Source organism: Nocardia sp. NPDC051570 (genome assembly GCF_044454005.1).
GTDB lineage: Bacteria > Actinomycetota > Actinomycetes > Mycobacteriales > Mycobacteriaceae > Nocardia.
Map to the genome: position 1 here is coordinate 67,085 of NZ_JBITDI010000010.1, position 15,083 is coordinate 82,167.

General features: G+C 65.1%; 16 protein-coding genes and 1 tRNA gene. All 17 read left to right on the forward strand.

The window, feature by feature from the left end; genetic code table 11:
• The first annotated feature begins 139 nt into the window (after nt 1-139).
• The 17 genes from ACIA76_RS25045 (at nt 140) to ACIA76_RS25125 (ending at nt 15,079) form a co-directional block, all read left to right on the forward strand.
• A tRNA-Trp gene (locus ACIA76_RS25045) sits at nt 140-212 on the forward strand.
• Nucleotides 213-242: 30 nt separating this feature from the next.
• Nucleotides 243-653 carry a preprotein translocase subunit SecE gene (gene secE, locus ACIA76_RS25050; RefSeq protein ID WP_397154660.1) on the forward strand — a complete coding sequence of 137 codons (411 nt, stop codon included), beginning with the start codon at nt 243-245 and terminating at the stop codon, nt 651-653.
• Nucleotides 654-757: 104 nt separating this feature from the next.
• Complete coding sequence (gene nusG, locus ACIA76_RS25055) at nt 758-1,498, forward strand: transcription termination/antitermination protein NusG (RefSeq protein ID WP_397154662.1); 741 nt, start codon at nt 758-760, stop codon at nt 1,496-1,498.
• 40 nt (nt 1,499-1,538) lie between these two features.
• Nucleotides 1,539-1,973 (forward strand): 50S ribosomal protein L11, encoded by a 435-nt coding sequence (gene rplK / locus ACIA76_RS25060; RefSeq protein WP_397154664.1) that lies wholly within the window; start codon nt 1,539-1,541, stop codon nt 1,971-1,973.
• Between the two features lie 91 nt (nt 1,974-2,064).
• Nucleotides 2,065-2,778, forward strand: a complete 714-nt coding sequence (gene rplA, locus ACIA76_RS25065; RefSeq protein ID WP_397154666.1) for a 50S ribosomal protein L1 — start codon at nt 2,065-2,067, stop codon at nt 2,776-2,778.
• 418 nt (nt 2,779-3,196) lie between these two features.
• A complete protein-coding gene (gene rplJ, locus ACIA76_RS25070) occupies nt 3,197-3,751 on the forward strand; it encodes a 50S ribosomal protein L10 (protein ID WP_397154667.1) in 555 nt (184 codons plus the stop codon).
• A 62-nt stretch (nt 3,752-3,813) separates the two neighbouring features.
• The gene (gene rplL, locus ACIA76_RS25075) at nt 3,814-4,191 is read left to right on the forward strand and encodes a 50S ribosomal protein L7/L12 (RefSeq protein WP_397154669.1); all 378 of its coding nucleotides are present in this window, start codon (nt 3,814-3,816) and stop codon (nt 4,189-4,191) included.
• A 187-nt stretch (nt 4,192-4,378) separates the two neighbouring features.
• Nucleotides 4,379-5,455, forward strand: coding sequence for an ABC transporter ATP-binding protein (locus ACIA76_RS25080; protein WP_397154671.1), 1,077 nt, complete (start codon nt 4,379-4,381; stop codon nt 5,453-5,455).
• Between the two features lie 11 nt (nt 5,456-5,466).
• Complete coding sequence (locus ACIA76_RS25085) at nt 5,467-6,261, forward strand: MlaE family ABC transporter permease (RefSeq protein ID WP_397154672.1); 795 nt, start codon at nt 5,467-5,469, stop codon at nt 6,259-6,261.
• A gap of 2 nt (nt 6,262-6,263) precedes the next feature.
• Nucleotides 6,264-7,118 (forward strand): MlaE family ABC transporter permease, encoded by an 855-nt coding sequence (locus tag ACIA76_RS25090; protein ID WP_397154674.1) that lies wholly within the window; start codon nt 6,264-6,266, stop codon nt 7,116-7,118.
• A 120-nt stretch (nt 7,119-7,238) separates the two neighbouring features.
• Complete coding sequence (locus ACIA76_RS25095; RefSeq protein ID WP_397155061.1) at nt 7,239-8,567, forward strand: MCE family protein; 1,329 nt, start codon at nt 7,239-7,241, stop codon at nt 8,565-8,567.
• On the forward strand, nt 8,564-9,646 hold the full coding sequence (locus tag ACIA76_RS25100; RefSeq protein ID WP_397154676.1) for an MCE family protein: 1,083 nt from the start codon (nt 8,564-8,566) through the stop codon (nt 9,644-9,646). Before ACIA76_RS25095 ends, ACIA76_RS25100 begins: the two co-directional genes overlap by 4 nt.
• Nucleotides 9,646-10,653 carry an MCE family protein gene (locus tag ACIA76_RS25105; protein WP_397154678.1) on the forward strand — a complete coding sequence of 336 codons (1,008 nt, stop codon included), beginning with the start codon at nt 9,646-9,648 and terminating at the stop codon, nt 10,651-10,653. The genes ACIA76_RS25100 and ACIA76_RS25105 overlap by 1 nt, the downstream gene beginning before the upstream one ends.
• On the forward strand, nt 10,653-11,924 hold the full coding sequence (locus ACIA76_RS25110) for an MCE family protein (RefSeq protein WP_397154680.1): 1,272 nt from the start codon (nt 10,653-10,655) through the stop codon (nt 11,922-11,924). The genes ACIA76_RS25105 and ACIA76_RS25110 overlap by 1 nt, the downstream gene beginning before the upstream one ends.
• A gap of 5 nt (nt 11,925-11,929) precedes the next feature.
• A complete protein-coding gene (locus ACIA76_RS25115; protein ID WP_397155063.1) occupies nt 11,930-13,138 on the forward strand; it encodes an MCE family protein in 1,209 nt (402 codons plus the stop codon).
• Nucleotides 13,135-14,376 (forward strand): MCE family protein, encoded by a 1,242-nt coding sequence (locus tag ACIA76_RS25120; protein WP_397154681.1) that lies wholly within the window; start codon nt 13,135-13,137, stop codon nt 14,374-14,376. Before ACIA76_RS25115 ends, ACIA76_RS25120 begins: the two co-directional genes overlap by 4 nt.
• Nucleotides 14,377-14,428: 52 nt before the next feature.
• Complete coding sequence (locus tag ACIA76_RS25125; RefSeq protein ID WP_397154683.1) at nt 14,429-15,079, forward strand: hypothetical protein; 651 nt, start codon at nt 14,429-14,431, stop codon at nt 15,077-15,079.
• The last annotated feature ends 4 nt before the right edge of the window (nt 15,080-15,083 follow it).

The following is a 15,083-nucleotide window of genomic DNA, read 5'->3' on the forward strand; positions in this document are numbered from 1 at the left end:
GGGCCGGTAACGTAGACTCGGGAATCTGGGGTCGCCAGTCGCTGCGCGCTGCTCTGCAAGGGGCGGCGCGCGTATTGTGTGGCTCCCGGAACACAACTGAACAGGAACGGTGCTGGATAAGCTGAAGATGTCCAGCCGAAGGGGCGTAGCTCAATTGGCAGAGCAGCGGTCTCCAAAACCGCAGGTTGCAGGTTCAAGTCCTGTCGCCCCTGCACCGAATGCCAGCGACGAGAGGAATCGACGTGAGCGACGAGCGGGACATTCGCCACGGCTCGCATGCGGCCGATGACGATGGCACCGCGGTGAATCGACCGAGCGGTAAGCGGTCGACTCGGCGGGCTCGCACCTCTCAGAGCGATACCGGCTCGATCGCCACGATCGAGCGCAACGGTAGCGCTCCCAGCGATACGGCATCGCGAAAGGCGTCCAAGCCGGTCGGTAAGAAGACCGGCCGCGGTGCGGGTAATCCGCTCAAGCGCCTGGTGAAGTTCCTGCGCGAGGTAGTCGCGGAACTACGCAAGGTGATCTGGCCCAACCGTAAGCAGATGGTCACCTATACGAGCGTGGTATTGGTGTTCGTGGTCTTCATGGTCGCGTTCATCTACGGATTGGATCTGGCGTTCGTCAAGGGCGTCGACTGGCTGTTCGGCTAGCTGACCGTCTGGCGCCGGTCACCGTCCTGTGGGCGGTGCCATCCGCCGGATCTCTCATCCGGCACGCAGAGGAAGTTAGTGACGACACAGGAAGCGAGTGCCCAGTGAGCACCCCGGAGAACGGCACATACGAAGAGTCCCCGGTCGAGGACGTGGTGGAAGAGACCACCGCCGAGGCGACCGACGAGGACTCCGCGCCGCCCGCGGAGCCCGCCGACGCACCCTCCGATCCGATCGCGGAGATGAAGGCGGCGCTGCGCCGCGCCCCCGGCGACTGGTACGTCGTGCACTCCTACGCCGGCTACGAGAACAAGGTGAAGGCCAACCTCGAGACCCGCGTGCAGAACCTGGGTCTGGAGGACTACATCTTCCAGGTCGAGGTCCCCACCAAGCAGGTCACCCAGATCAAGAACGGTCAGCGCAAGAACGTTCAGGAGAAGGTGCTGCCCGGATACATCCTGGTGCGCATGGACCTGAACGACGAGTCGTGGGGCGCGGTGCGCAACACCCCGGGCGTCACCGGATTCGTCGGCGCGACCTCGCAGCCCTCGCCGCTGTCCATCAACGATGTGGCGAAGTTCCTGCTGCCCGAAGAGGAGCAGCAGAAGAAGCCCGCCGCCGCGAACGCGGCCAACGAGTCCGAGACCGCCGTCGCGCCGAAGCCGACGATCGAGGTCGACTTCGAGGTCGGCGAGTCGGTGACCGTCATGGACGGCCCGTTCGCGACGCTGCCGGCCAGCATCTCCGAGATCAACACCGAACAGCAGAAGCTCAAGGTGCTGGTGTCGATCTTCGGTCGCGAGACCCCGGTGGAGCTCGGCTTCAACCAGGTCGCGAAGATCTAAAGACTTGCAATAACGCAAGAAAACAAACCAAGGAAGAAAGATGCCCCCGAAGAAGAAGAAGGTCGCTGGGCTCATCAAGCTCCAGATCCAGGCCGGCCAGGCGACTCCCGCCCCGCCGGTGGGTCCCGCGCTGGGTCAGCACAGCGTCAACATCATGGAGTTCTGCAAGGCGTACAACGCCGCGACCGAGTCGCAGCGTGGCAACGTCATCCCGGTCGAGATCACGGTCTACGAAGACCGCTCGTTCAGCTTCAAGCTGAAGACTCCGCCCGCCGCTCGGCTGCTGCTCAAGGCCGCTGGTGTGCAGAAGGGTTCGCCCGAGCCGCACCGCAACAAGGTCGCCCAGGTCACCATGGATCAGATCCGCGAGATCGCCAAGACCAAGCAGGAAGACCTGAACGCCAACGACATCGACGCCGCGGCGAAGATCATCGCCGGCACCGCTCGCTCGATGGGTATCACCATCGCCGAGTGACTTCGTCCCTCGTCGACACGAGGGATGAACGGCTCCGTGGGAGGGACGGCCAGTCCCGCACCACTACTGACTCAGACAAGGACAGACCAACATGGCAAAACGAAGCAAGGCCTATCTCGAGGCGGCCGCCAAGGTCGACCGCGATCAGCTGTATACCCCGCTGACCGCCGCGCGGCTGGCGAAGGAGACCTCCACCAAGAAGACCGACGCGACCGTCGAGGTCGCCGTCCGTCTCGGTGTCGACCCGCGTAAGGCCGACCAGATGGTCCGCGGCACCGTGAACCTGCCGCACGGCACCGGTAAGACCGCCCGCGTCATCGTGTTCGCGGTCGGCGACAAGGCCGCCGAGGCCGAGGCCGCCGGTGCGGACGCCGTGGGCGCCGAGGATCTGATCGAGCGCATCCAGGGCGGCTGGCTGGACTTCGACGCCGCGATCGCCACCCCGGACCAGATGGCCAAGGTCGGTCGTATCGCGCGTGTGCTGGGCCCGCGTGGCCTCATGCCGAACCCGAAGACCGGCACCGTCACCCCCGATGTGACCAAGGCCGTCAACGAAATCAAGGGCGGCAAGATCAACTTCCGCGTCGACAAGCAGGCCAACCTTCACTTCGTGATCGGCAAGGCCTCCTTCGACGACAAGAAGCTGGTGGAGAACTACGGCGCCGCCATCGACGAGATCCTGCGCCTCAAGCCCTCGACCGCGAAGGGCCGCTACGTCAAGAAGGTGACGATTTCGACGAACACCGGCCCGGGCATCCCGGTGGACCCGAACCGCACCCGCAACCTCACCGAAGAGGACGCGTAGCACGTAAGCCTCGAAGGGCCGGTACGAATTTCGTACCGGCCCTTCGTGTTTCCCGGCGCAAAGAGCGCGCCGGAGCATTGACCCTCCTGTCCCCGCGGCGAAGCCGTCCGGGCCGTTTTGGCAGATGGGCGCGGGTCGGCTATTCTGAACAACGGTCGTCGGCCAGTTCGGCGATCACCCCCATCGTTCTACCGAAGACCGTTGGTCGCTGCCCTCGGGCAGTCGAAGGTCCGGCGTCATTGCTGGCGGCCCACGCAGGGAGAGCCGAGGTCGGGAATCTGTGCGAGTACGCTCGCGCACGCTTTCTTCCGCGCCCCGGGACGCCCTGCGTCCGGGGCGTTTACTTTGTCGCCGGGGCTGTTCCCTCGGACGTCGGTAGCGCATCAAACGAACCGACCATCCAGAGAGGAGGCGAAGTATGGCGAAATCCGAGAAGGTCACCGCGGTTGCGGAGATCACCGAGCAGTTCAAGGGCTCGACGGCCGCTGTGATCACGGAATACCGTGGTCTGTCGGTCGGCAAGCTCACCGAGCTGCGCCGGTCGCTGGGTGCGAATGCCACCTACTCCGTCGCCAAGAACACCCTGGTCAAGCGTGCCGCTGCTGAGGCGGGCGTGGAAGGCCTGGATGACTTGTTCGTCGGTCCGACCGCGATCACCTTCATCAGTGGTGAGCCCGTCGAGGCCGCGAAGGCGCTCAAGACCTTCGCCAAGGACAACAAGGCCCTGATCATCAAGGGCGGCTACATGGACGGCGCCACGCTGTCCGTGTCCGAGGTCGAGCGCATTGCCGACCTGGAGTCCCGCGAGGTGCTGCTGGCCAAGCTGGCCGGTGCCATGAAGGGCAACCTCACCAAGGCGGCCGGCCTGTTCGCCGCGCCCGCCGGCCAGGTTGTCCGCCTGTTCGCTGCTCTCGAGGAGAAGCAGCGCAACGCGAGTGGCGCCGCCGAGGCTCCGGCCGCGGACGCCGAATAAGTCGAAATACCAATACATTTCCCGTCCCCGCGGGATGAAGCCTCATATCGAAAGGAAACACAATGGCCAACGTTGACGAGCTGCTCGAGACCATCGGTGGAATGACCCTGCTGGAGCTGTCGGACTTCGTCAAGAAGTTCGAGGAGAAGTTCGAGGTCACCGCCGCCGCTCCGGTCGCGATCGCCGCCGGTCCGGCCGCCGCTGCCGTCGAGGCCGTCGAGGAGCAGGACGAGTTCGACGTCATCCTCGAGGGTGCCGGCGACAAGAAGATCCAGGTCATCAAGGTGGTCCGTGAGATCGTCTCCGGCCTGGGCCTGAAGGAAGCCAAGGACCTGGTCGAGGGCGCCCCGAAGCCGATCCTGGAGAAGGTCGCCAAGGATGCCGCCGAGGCTGCCAAGGCCAAGCTGGAAGAGGCCGGCGCGAAGGTCTCCGTCAAGTAATTTGCAGTAATTTACTGCTAGAAAGGGCGGTCCCGTTACGGGATCGCCCTTTTCGCTGTGATCTCGACAACTTTTCTACTCATGAGTCAGATAGGGTGTGCTGCGCCAGCGGCATGCGATACAGTGGCCGCACCCAGTGTGATGCGCCACACCGGCGCTGGAATTTGCTCTGTTGTTGGAGGTTGGCGTGGGCGTCGAGGTCAGAACCGAAGGTGTTACGAAGTCCTTTGGTTCTCAGCGAATTTGGCAGGATGTCACTCTGACCTTGCCGCCGGGCGAAGTCAGCGCGCTGCTCGGCCCATCCGGAACCGGCAAATCCGTCTTCTTGAAGTCGTTGATCGGTCTGCTGCGCCCCGAGCGCGGCCACATCTACATCGACGGTCACGACATCACCACCTGCTCGAACAAGGATCTCTACGAGATCCGCAAGCTGTTCGGCGTGCTGTTCCAGGACGGCGCCCTGTTCGGCTCGATGAATCTGTTCGACAATGTGGCCTTCCCGCTGCGCGAACACACCAAGAAGAGCGAATCCGAGATCAAGAAGATCGTCATGGAGAAGCTCGAGCTGACCGGTCTGCTCGGTTCGGAGAGCAAACTGCCCGGTGAGATCTCCGGCGGTATGCGCAAGCGTGCCGGTCTGGCCCGCGCGCTGGTCCTGGACCCGCAGATCATCCTCGTCGACGAGCCGGACTCCGGTTTGGATCCGGTCCGCACCACCTACATCAGCCAGCTGCTGCTCGACATCAACGCCCAGATCGACGCCACGATCCTGATCGTGACCCACAACATCCAGGTGGCCCGCACGATCCCGGACAACATCGGCATGCTGTTCCGTCGACAGTTGGTCATGTTCGGCCCCCGTGAGGTGCTGCTGACCTCCGAGGAGCCGGTGGTCAAGCAGTTCCTGAACGGCCGCATGGTCGGCCCGATCGGCATGACGGAAGAGAAGGATGAGGCGCAGATGGCCCGTGAGCAGGCCCTCGCGGACGCCGGCCACTACGACAACGGAATCGACGAAATCCAGGGCATTCCTCCGCAGATGAAGGTGACCCCCGGGATGCCCGTGCGCCAAGGGGTGGAACGGCGCCGCCAACGGGTCCGCGAGATCATGCACACGCTGCCGCATGCGGCGCAGGTCGCGATCCGGGAATCCATGGAAGAGAACGGCGATACGCAAGTACTGCCCGCGTATACCGGCAACGCTCCGGAATATCAGGGCGGCGCGTACGACACCACCGTGCGCCAGAACACAACCAGCGAGTAACATTCACCACCGTGAATCAAACCCTGGCACGGCTGCGTACCCCGGTCGAGTCGGGTTTTGCACAGGCCGGCAATATCTTCGCGCTATTACTCGACGTAGCGCGCAAGACATTCCGCCGCCCTTTCCAGTGGCGTGAGTTCATCGAACAGTCGTGGTTCATCGCGAGCGTTTCGATTCTCCCCGCGGCACTGGTCGCAATCCCGTTCGGCGCCGTGGTGGCGTTGCAGACCGGTTCACTCATCAAGCAGTTGGGCGCCGAGGCCTTCACCGGTGCGACCAGCGTGCTGGCAACCGTCCAGCAGGCCGCCCCCATCGTCACCTCGCTCATCATCGCGGGCGCCGCGGGTTCGGCCGTCGCCGCGGATCTGGGTTCCCGGACGATCCGCGAGGAGATCGACGCGATGGAGGTGCTGGGCATCGATCCGGTGCAGCGGCTGGTCGTGCCGCGCGTACTCGGCATGATGCTGGTGGCGCTGCTGCTCAACGGCCTGGTCGCGGTGGTCGGCATCGCCGGCGGTTACTTCTTCAACGTGCTGCTGCAGGGCGGCACCCCGGGCGCCTATCTGGCCTCGTTCTCGGCCCTGGCTCAGCTGCCCGACCTGTGGATCGGCGAGATCAAGGCGCTGCTGTTCGGGCTGATCGCCGGCGTCATCGCCGCCTACAAGGGTCTGAATCCCAAGGGCGGCCCGAAAGGAGTGGGTGACGCGGTGAACCAATCCGTGGTGATCACCTTCCTGGTGCTCTTCTTCGTCAACCTGGTTCTGACATTGGTGTACCTGCAGGTCGTCCCGGCCAAGGGATCCTGAATATGGGTGTCGCACAGCGTTCTCCCGCCCTGCGCCGCGTCGGCAATACCCTGCGCGCGCCGCTGAACGTCATCGATCGCGCGGGCGATCAGATGTCGTTCTACTCCAAGGCGATCGCCTGGATCCCGCGCACGATCGTGCACTTCCGCAAGGAGGTCATGCGGCTGCTGGCCGAGGTGACCTTCGGTTCGGGTGCGCTCGCGGTGATCGGCGGCACGATCGGCGTGGTCGTGATGATGTCGGCCTCGGTGGGTGTGGTCGTCGGCCTGCAGGGCTTCAAGGCCCTCGATGCCCTGGGTTCCTCGGTGCTCACGGGCTTCCTGACCGGCTACATCAACACCCGTGAGCTGGCCCCGCTGGTCGCCGCGCTGGCCCTGTCCGCGACGGTCGGCTGTGGTTTCACCGCGCAGCTGGGCGCGATGCGGATCTCCGAGGAGATCGACGCGCTCGAGGTGATGGCGGTGCCCGGCGTGCCATTCCTGGTGACCACCCGCGTGATCGCGGGTTTCGTGGCGGTGATCCCGCTCTACATCGTCGGCCTGCTGGGCACATTCCTGGCATCCCGGCAGATCAGCGTGTGGTTCAACGGGCAGTCCACCGGCTCCTACGACCATTACTTCAGTCTGTTCCTGCCACCGGAGGATGTGCTCTATTCATTCCTCAAGGTGCTCGTCTTCGCATTCGTGATCATCCTGATCCACTGCTATTACGGTTACACCGCCACCGGCGGCCCCGCCGGAGTCGGCGTGGCCGTGGGTCGTGCGGTGCGCGCCTCGATCGTTCTGATCAATATCCTCGATTTCTTTCTCAGCCTTGCCATTTGGGGAACGACCACGACGGTTCGGGTAGCGGGATGATCGGTCAAAGGCCGGAGGCGGCAGCTTGCGTAACCACGGAGGCCTTCCGATCATCCCGTGGGGTGACAGCATGATCGGTCACGGGCTGGAGGGGGGAGCATGAGCGAGCGCAGAGTGCTGATGTGGCGTGCCACCGAGAAACTGCGTAAACGAACTCTCGGCGTGCTGTTCTTCGTCGTCATGGCCCTGTTCCTGTCGACGACGATTGCCGCATACAACAAGGTCTGGGTCAAGGTCGTGAAGGTGGACCTGATCACCGACACCGTCGGAAACGCGTTGACCCGCAATGCCGATGTGAAGGTCCGCGGCGTGACGGTCGGCGAGGTCCGCTCGAGCGAATCCTCCGGCGCCAAGGTGATGCTGCATCTGGCCCTCGAACCCGGTAAGGCCGACGAGATCCCGTCCAATGTGACCGCGCGGCTGCTGCCCAAGACACTGTTCGGTGAGCGCTATGTCGAACTGGTGTGGCCGCAGCAGCCCAGCGGCCGGTACCTCACGGCAGGCACGACCCTGCAGCAGGACGCCAGCGGTAACGCGGTCGAGGTGAGCCAGTTGCTCGACAGCGTGCTGCCGCTGCTGCAGGCGATTCCGCCGCAGTATCTGGCCTCCACCCTGGGCGCGCTGTCGCAGGCGCTCGGCGGGCAGGGCCAGGAGCTCGGCAACACGATCGACCGGCTGGACACCATCTTCCGCGGTCTCAACGGCGTGCTGCCCACGCTGCAGGAGGATCTGCACAACTTCGCGACCGTGGCCGACACCTACTCCGATGCGCTGCCGCAGTTGGTCGACACCTTCGACAATCTGCGGACCACCAATGCCACGATCGTGCAGAAGCGCTCGCAGATCGACACCCTGTACTCGGTGCTGACCCCGGCCTCCTCACATACCGCCGACTTTCTGGTGGCCAACCGCGACAACATCATCGACGTCGCGGCCGATTCGCGCGAGGCGCTGGAACTGCTGGCCACCTATTCACCCAGCTACGCCTGCACGATGAAGAACTTCGCGGCGCTCGAGCCGCGCATCACCAAGATCTTCGGCCCGGGCACCGATATGCCCGGGGTGCGGACGAATGTGCAGTTCGTCAACCCGCGCGGCCGCTACCTGCCCAATCAGGACGAGCCGCGGTGGCTGGACACCGGCGGCCCGGTCTGTCTGCCGGAGGCTCCCCTCGGCATCGATCTCGGCCAGTACCCGACCGGTCCCTACAACGACGGTTCCTATCCGGTGCCCAGCAGTAAGCCCGGCGATCAGAAGGCGGGACATCTTCCGCCCGCGCAGTTCTCGGTCTACGGCGCCACCCCGACCCTGGCCGGATCCCCGGCCGAGCAGCGGGCCGTGGGCGCGGTGGTGGGCGCGGCCAACGGCGTCTCGCCGGATCAGGTGCCCGGCTGGATCAGCCGGATCGCGGCGCCGGCCATGCGCGGCAGCGAGGTGAGTGTGCGATGAACGGTGGACTGCGCGGTATGGGCGCGCCGCTGACCAAACTGCTGATCTTCGTCGTGGTGACGCTGCTCGCGACGGGGATGCTGGGTCTGACCATCGCCAACTACACCGGGGGCGGTAAGACGTTCAAGGCCCGCTTCTCCGATGTGACGTCGTTGAATTCGGGCGACGAGATCCGCATCGCCGGTGTGCGCGTCGGCCAGGTCACCAAGGTGGCCGTCGTGGACCGAGATCAGGCCGAGGTCAGCTTCCAGCTGACCGACCGCGACTGGCTGCCCGCCTCGACCACCGCCACCATCCGGTACCGCAACCTGGTCGGCCAGCGCTATATCGCGCTGGAGCAGGGCAGCGGGCAGCAGGGCCGGAAATTGAACGCGGGCGGCACGATTCCGCTCGAGCGCACCCGCCCGGCGCTGAATCTGACCACGCTGTTCAACGGCTTCCGGCCGCTGTTCCAGACGCTGTCGGCCGACGATGTGAACAAGCTGTCCTACGAGATCATCCAGGTGTTCCAGGGCGAATCGGGCACCATCACCGATCTGGTGTCCAATACCGCGAGCCTGACCAACAAGATTGCCGACAAGGACCAGGTCATCGGCGATATCGTGAAGAACCTCAATGACGTTCTGGCGGCGGTCAATGCGCGCGACGGACAGCTCAACGACCTGATCGTCAATACCGAGGCGCTGGTCAGCGGGCTCAACGCCGAGCGCGGCACGATCGGCTCGGCGGTGCAGTCGCTGGGCAATCTCGCCTCGGCGACCTCGGATCTGCTGGTTCCGGTTCGGCCGACGCTGCAGGGCTCCATCGCGGGCCTGAATCAGCTGACCGGCGAGATCAGTTCGCGGCGGGACGAGGTCAATCAGGCGCTGAACAATCTGCCGGTCAAGATGGAGAAGCTGGGCCGGGTCGGCAGTTACGGCGCCTGGTTCCAGTTCTATCTGTGCGGGCTGGATATCGTTGCCGGACCGGGCAATCCGAGCAAGACGCCGGATCTGAACGTTCCGACCGGGTTGCCGACGGTGAATCAGCCCGTCTACACCAACCCCGCGCCGCGGTGTCACGGGAAGGGTGGTCGCTGATGGACGATCGTCTGCTGCTGGGCAAGCGCAGCCCCGCGTTCATGGGTGGGCTGGGCCTGTTCCTGGTCGTGTTGATCACCGCGGCGGCGTTCTCGCTGGACAAGCTGCCGATCATCGGCGCGGGCACCAAGTACACCGCCGAATTCTCCGAGGCCGCCGGGCTGAAGAAGGGGAATGAGGTCCGCATCGCCGGTGTGAAGGTCGGCGACGTCTCGGATGTGCGCCTGGACGGCGATCGGGTGCTGGTCGACTTCCGGACCAAGGATGCTTGGGTCGGCGATCAGACCACCGCGTCCATCCAGATCAAGACCCTGCTCGGGCAGAAGTATCTGGCGCTGGATCCGAAGGGTTCCGGTACGGCCGATCCGGGCCGGCGAATCCCGTTGTCGCGCACGGTGTCCCCGTACGACGTGATCGACGCGTTCAGCGATGCCGCCAAGCAGATCCAGCAGACCGATACCGCCCAGCTGGCCACCAGCTTCCGGGTGCTGTCGGAGGCGTTCTCCGGCACCCCGCCGGAGATTCGCGGCTCGATCGATGGCGTGGCGCGGCTGTCGGAGACGCTGGCCAAGCGTGACGAACAGCTGAAGCAGCTGTTCGCGGCGACCAACAAGACGACCAAGGTGCTCGCCGACCGCAATGCCGAATTCGAGCGGCTGCTGGCCAACGGCGGTCAATTGCTGGCCGAGCTCAACATTCGCCAGCAGGCGATCGCGCAATTGCTGACCGGCGCCAAATCGGTGGCCACCGAGCTGTCCGCGCTGGTGCACGACAACGAACAGCAGATCGGCCCGGCGCTGACCAACCTGAAGAAGTCGATCGATCTGCTCAACGACAATCAGCAGAACATCTCCAAGACGCTGACCCTGGCCGCGCCGTTCTACAACATCTACGCCAACGTGCTCGGCAACGGCCGATGGTTCGACGCGGTCGTCACCAACATTCCGCCGGCCCTGCCGGAGATTCCCGGTGATCGCCAGCCGGTCCGGGAATTGGGAGGCAACTGATGGAAGCCGCTCGTCGGGACCCGCTGACCGCGCTGCGTGAATCCAGCCGTGGCACAAAGATTGTCATCACCCTGGCCACCGTCGCCGCGGTGGTGCTCGCGGGCGTGCTGTGGTGGCTGTTCGACCAGTTCAACACCACCAAGATCACCGCCTACTTCGACAAGTCGATCGGCATCTACGAGGGTTCGGATGTGCGGATCCTCGGCGTGACGGTGGGCTCGGTCGATGCGGTGCAGCCGGTCGGCGATCAGGTGAAGGTCACCATGCACGTCGATCGCAAGTACAAGATCCCAGCCGATGCCAGGGCCGCCCAGATCACGCCGTCGGTGGTGTCGGACCGCTTCATCCAGCTCACCCCGGTGTACAAGGGCGGGCCGACGATGGACCGCGATGCCACGATTCCGAAGGACCGCACCGCGACTCCGGTCGAGGTGGACCGGCTCTACCAGAGCATCTCGCAGCTGTCGGAGGCCCTGGGCCCCGACGGCGCGAACAAGGACGGCGCGGTCAACGAGCTGGTGCGCACGTCGGCGGCGAATCTCACCGGCAACGGCGACGCGCTGGCCAACAGCTTCACGCAGCTGTCGCATGCGGCGCGGTACCTGTCGGACGCGCGCGGCGACATCTTCGACACCATCAAGAATCTGCAGATCTTCGTGCATACGCTGGCCGAGAACGACGATCAGGTGCGCCAATTCAATGCGCAGCTGGCCGATCTGGCGAGCTTCCTGGCGGGCGAGCGACAGGATCTGGGGCAGGCGCTGAATCTGCTGTCGGTGGCGCTGGGCGATGTCGCGCGCTTCATCGATAACAACCGGGATCTGGTGGCCGCGAACGCCGATTCGCTGACCAAGCTCACCCAGACGCTGGCCGATCAGCGCGATGATCTGGCCCGGGCGTTGCCGGTGATTCCGTTGGCGCTGAGCAACCTGATCAACGCGCACAACGGTCAGACCGGAACCCTGGATATGCGCGCGAACTTCCCGGATCTGCAGGATCCGTTCGGATTGCTGTGCAAGACACTGGATCTGAGCAAACTGCGCCCGGGCGATCCGCAGTTCGATGCGATCGGCCGCCAGATGCGCCCGATCCTGGACCATTGCAAGACGATCACCGATCAGATCACCGCGGGTGTGCAGTCGCCGACGCTGATCCTGCCGTTCGGCATCCTGTCCGGCGATAACCAGCAGCGCGCCCCGGTGCCCGGCACCGTGCCCGGCACGCCGTCGGATCGGCAGCCGCCCTCGCAGCAGGAAGGCGGCCAGCGATGAGCCGGATGACCCGATCCCTCGCTGCCGCAACGGTTCTGGGCCTGTCGACGGTGCTGGTGAGTTCGTGCGCGTCCGACGGCATCTACAGCATTCCGCTGCCCGGTGGCGCCGACACCGGCGCGCATCCGCTGCGTATCGACGTTCGCTTCGACGATGTGCTGGATCTGGTGCCGCAGTCGGCGGTGAAGGTCGAGGGCGTGCCGGTGGGCCGTGTCGACAAGATCGATGTGGCGCCCGACGGCTGGACCGCGAGCGTGCATACGGTGGTCAACTCATCGGTGAAGCTGCCCGCCAACGCGCACGCCGAGGTGCGGCAGTCCAATCTGCTGGGCGAGAAGTTCATCGAATTGTCCGCTCCCGCACAGGATCCCGCGCCCGATCAGTTGAAAGACGGCGCGATCATCCCGGTCGAGCGGACCCGGCACGCCACCGAGATCGAGCAGGTACTCGGCGCGCTGTCGCTGCTGCTCAACGGCGGCGGGGTGGCACAGCTGCAGCCGGTCGTGGTCGAGCTGAACAAGGCATTGTCCGGTCGCGAGGAGAAGGTGCGCTCGCTGCTGAATCAGGCCGACACCCTGATCGACGGCCTGAACAAGCAGGTCGACGATATTCAGCGGGCCATCGACGGTCTCGGCGTGCTGTCGAGCCGGGTCGGCCAGCAGACCGATCAGATCGGCAAGATCCTCGACGAATTGCCCGCGGGCATCAAGATTCTCGACGAGCAGCGCCCTCAGCTGATCGATCTGCTGAAGCAGTTGGATCGGGTGGGCCAGGCCGGTTTCGATGTCCTCGATCACTCCAAGGACAACCTGATCCGGGATCTGACCTCGCTGCGGCCGACGCTGCAGGAGCTGGGCCGCGCGGCGCCCGATCTGGTGACCGCGTTCCCGCTGATCCCGACCTATCCGTTCCCGGACTCCTCGATTCCCGCCTCGATCGGCGGTCAGGTGAATCTGTGGCTGGTGGTCGATCTGCAGATCGCCAATACGTTGTCCAATCTCGGTGCGGGGCAACCGAATCCGGTGTTCTACCAGACCAACCCGCCGATCAACGTCGATCCGGCCAATCCGTACTACAACGGCAACGGCCCGCGTCCGGGCTGGCCGACGATCTCGCTGCTGCCGCTGCCCCCGGCCGTCGTGGTGCCCCCACCCCCGCCGAACAATCCGATCGCGGGGATTCTCGACCAGTTGGGAGTGGGTGGTCCGCGATGAGCAGACTCGTTCGCTATCAGCTCATCTTCTTCGCCCTGATCGCGGTGCTCGGCGTGGTGTTTGTGGGCGCCAAGTACGTTCGCCTCGATCACATGCTCGGCTTCGGGCAGTACCGGGTGACGGTCAAGGCCAAGGAGACCGGCAATCTGTCCAAGGGCGCCGAGGTGACCTATCGCGGTGTGCCGGTGGGCCGGGTGGACGATATGAACATCACACCCGACGGCGTGGTGATCTACCTCGAGCTGGATACGGGTAAGCCGAAGGTTCCGGCGGATACGAAGGCCGTGGTGGCCAACCGCTCGGCCATCGGCGAGCAGTTCGTGGACCTGCTGCCGAACGCCTCGGGCGGTCCGTATCTGCACGACGGATCGGTCATCGACGGCGCCCAGACCCCGATCCGGGTCGAGGATCTGCTGGCCAGCGTCAACCATTTCGCCTCGACGACCGATCTGCGGGCGCTGTCGACGACGGTCACCGAACTCGGCAAGGCCTTCGACGGGCAGGGCGACAATCTGCGCGTCCTGGTCGATTCGCTGAACAAGTTCAGCCAGACCGGCGTCGAATCGCTGCAGCCGACCATCGATCTGATCAACGACGCCAAGACCGTCCTGGCCACCCAGGCCGATCAGTCCAGCGCGATTCGGCAGTTCAGCGACGGCCTGGACAAGCTCAGCGTGCAACTCAAGGCCAACGATCCGGATATCCGCCGATTGATCGGTACCGGCACCGACGCGGGCAATTCGATCGATGCGCTGCTGAAGCAGAGCGCCGATCCGCTCACCCGAGACCTCGCGAATCTGCGCTTGCTGACGATGTCGATCTCGCCGAAGTACTACGCGCTCAAGCCATTGCTGCAGATGCTGCCGATGCTGTCGTGGGGCGGTTCGGCCACGGCGCCGGGCGATAACACCACCCACTTCGGCCTGGTGCTGGAGACCAACAACCCGCCGGCCTGTACCCAGGGCTACGAGGGCACCAAGCGCATCCTCGAACAGATGAAGGCACAGAATCCGGACTTCGACGATACCCGCGACGACTTCCCGCTCAACCTCGACGCCAAATGCACTGTGCCCTTTGGCAATCCGACCGACGTCCGCGGCGGTTCCCGGGCCGAGCTGGCCGATCCGAGCATTCATCAGCCGTGGGACGACAAGCCCAAGACGGATCCGGACAAGCTGGACCTGTCCCCGGTGGCCATGCAGTTGGCGACCCTCATGGGAGTGACCCCGAAGCGGTGAGCAGCGCGGTATGCCGACGGGGCAGCAGATACGACGACGCTAGGGTGGCGCTGTGAGTTCCGACCCCGTGACCGCAACGCCGCCCGTCGCGCCCGCGCCCGCCGAACGATCGGTATCGCGTATGCCCACGGTGCTCACCGCCGTCGCCGCGGTCGCGGCCGTGGTGGCGCTCGCCGCCGCGGCCTGGTTCGGCTTCGGCTGGGTGCGTGCGGCCTACTTCGCCGACGGTCCGCGCGCGGCCGCGCGGGATGCCGCCCTCGACGGCGCCCGGCAGGCGGCCATCAACATCACCACGATGAAGATGGCCGATGTGGACGGCTCGCTGACCACGGCCCGCTCGTCGATGACCGGCGATCTGCTCGACACGGCCACCAAGAACAAGGACCAGATGAAGCAGCGTGCGACCGCGAGCGGGGTCGATTCGACCTCGAAGATCGCCGACGCCGCCATCACCGAACTCAACAGCGAACGCGATCACGCGTCGGCGCTGGTGGTCTTCGAGGTGGATTCGTCCGCGCCCGGAAAGCCCACCGACAAGCTGCGCTTCACCTGGGAGGTCGAGATGGTGAAGGCCGGTGGTATCTGGAAGGCCGATCAGGTGCAGGCCCTCGGTCAACCGGTCTCGGTGGACGTCCAAGCGCCGCCGGCGTCGAACCCCGCGCCCCCGCCGCCGCCCGCGCCCGCACCGACACCCGGACAGTAGAGAG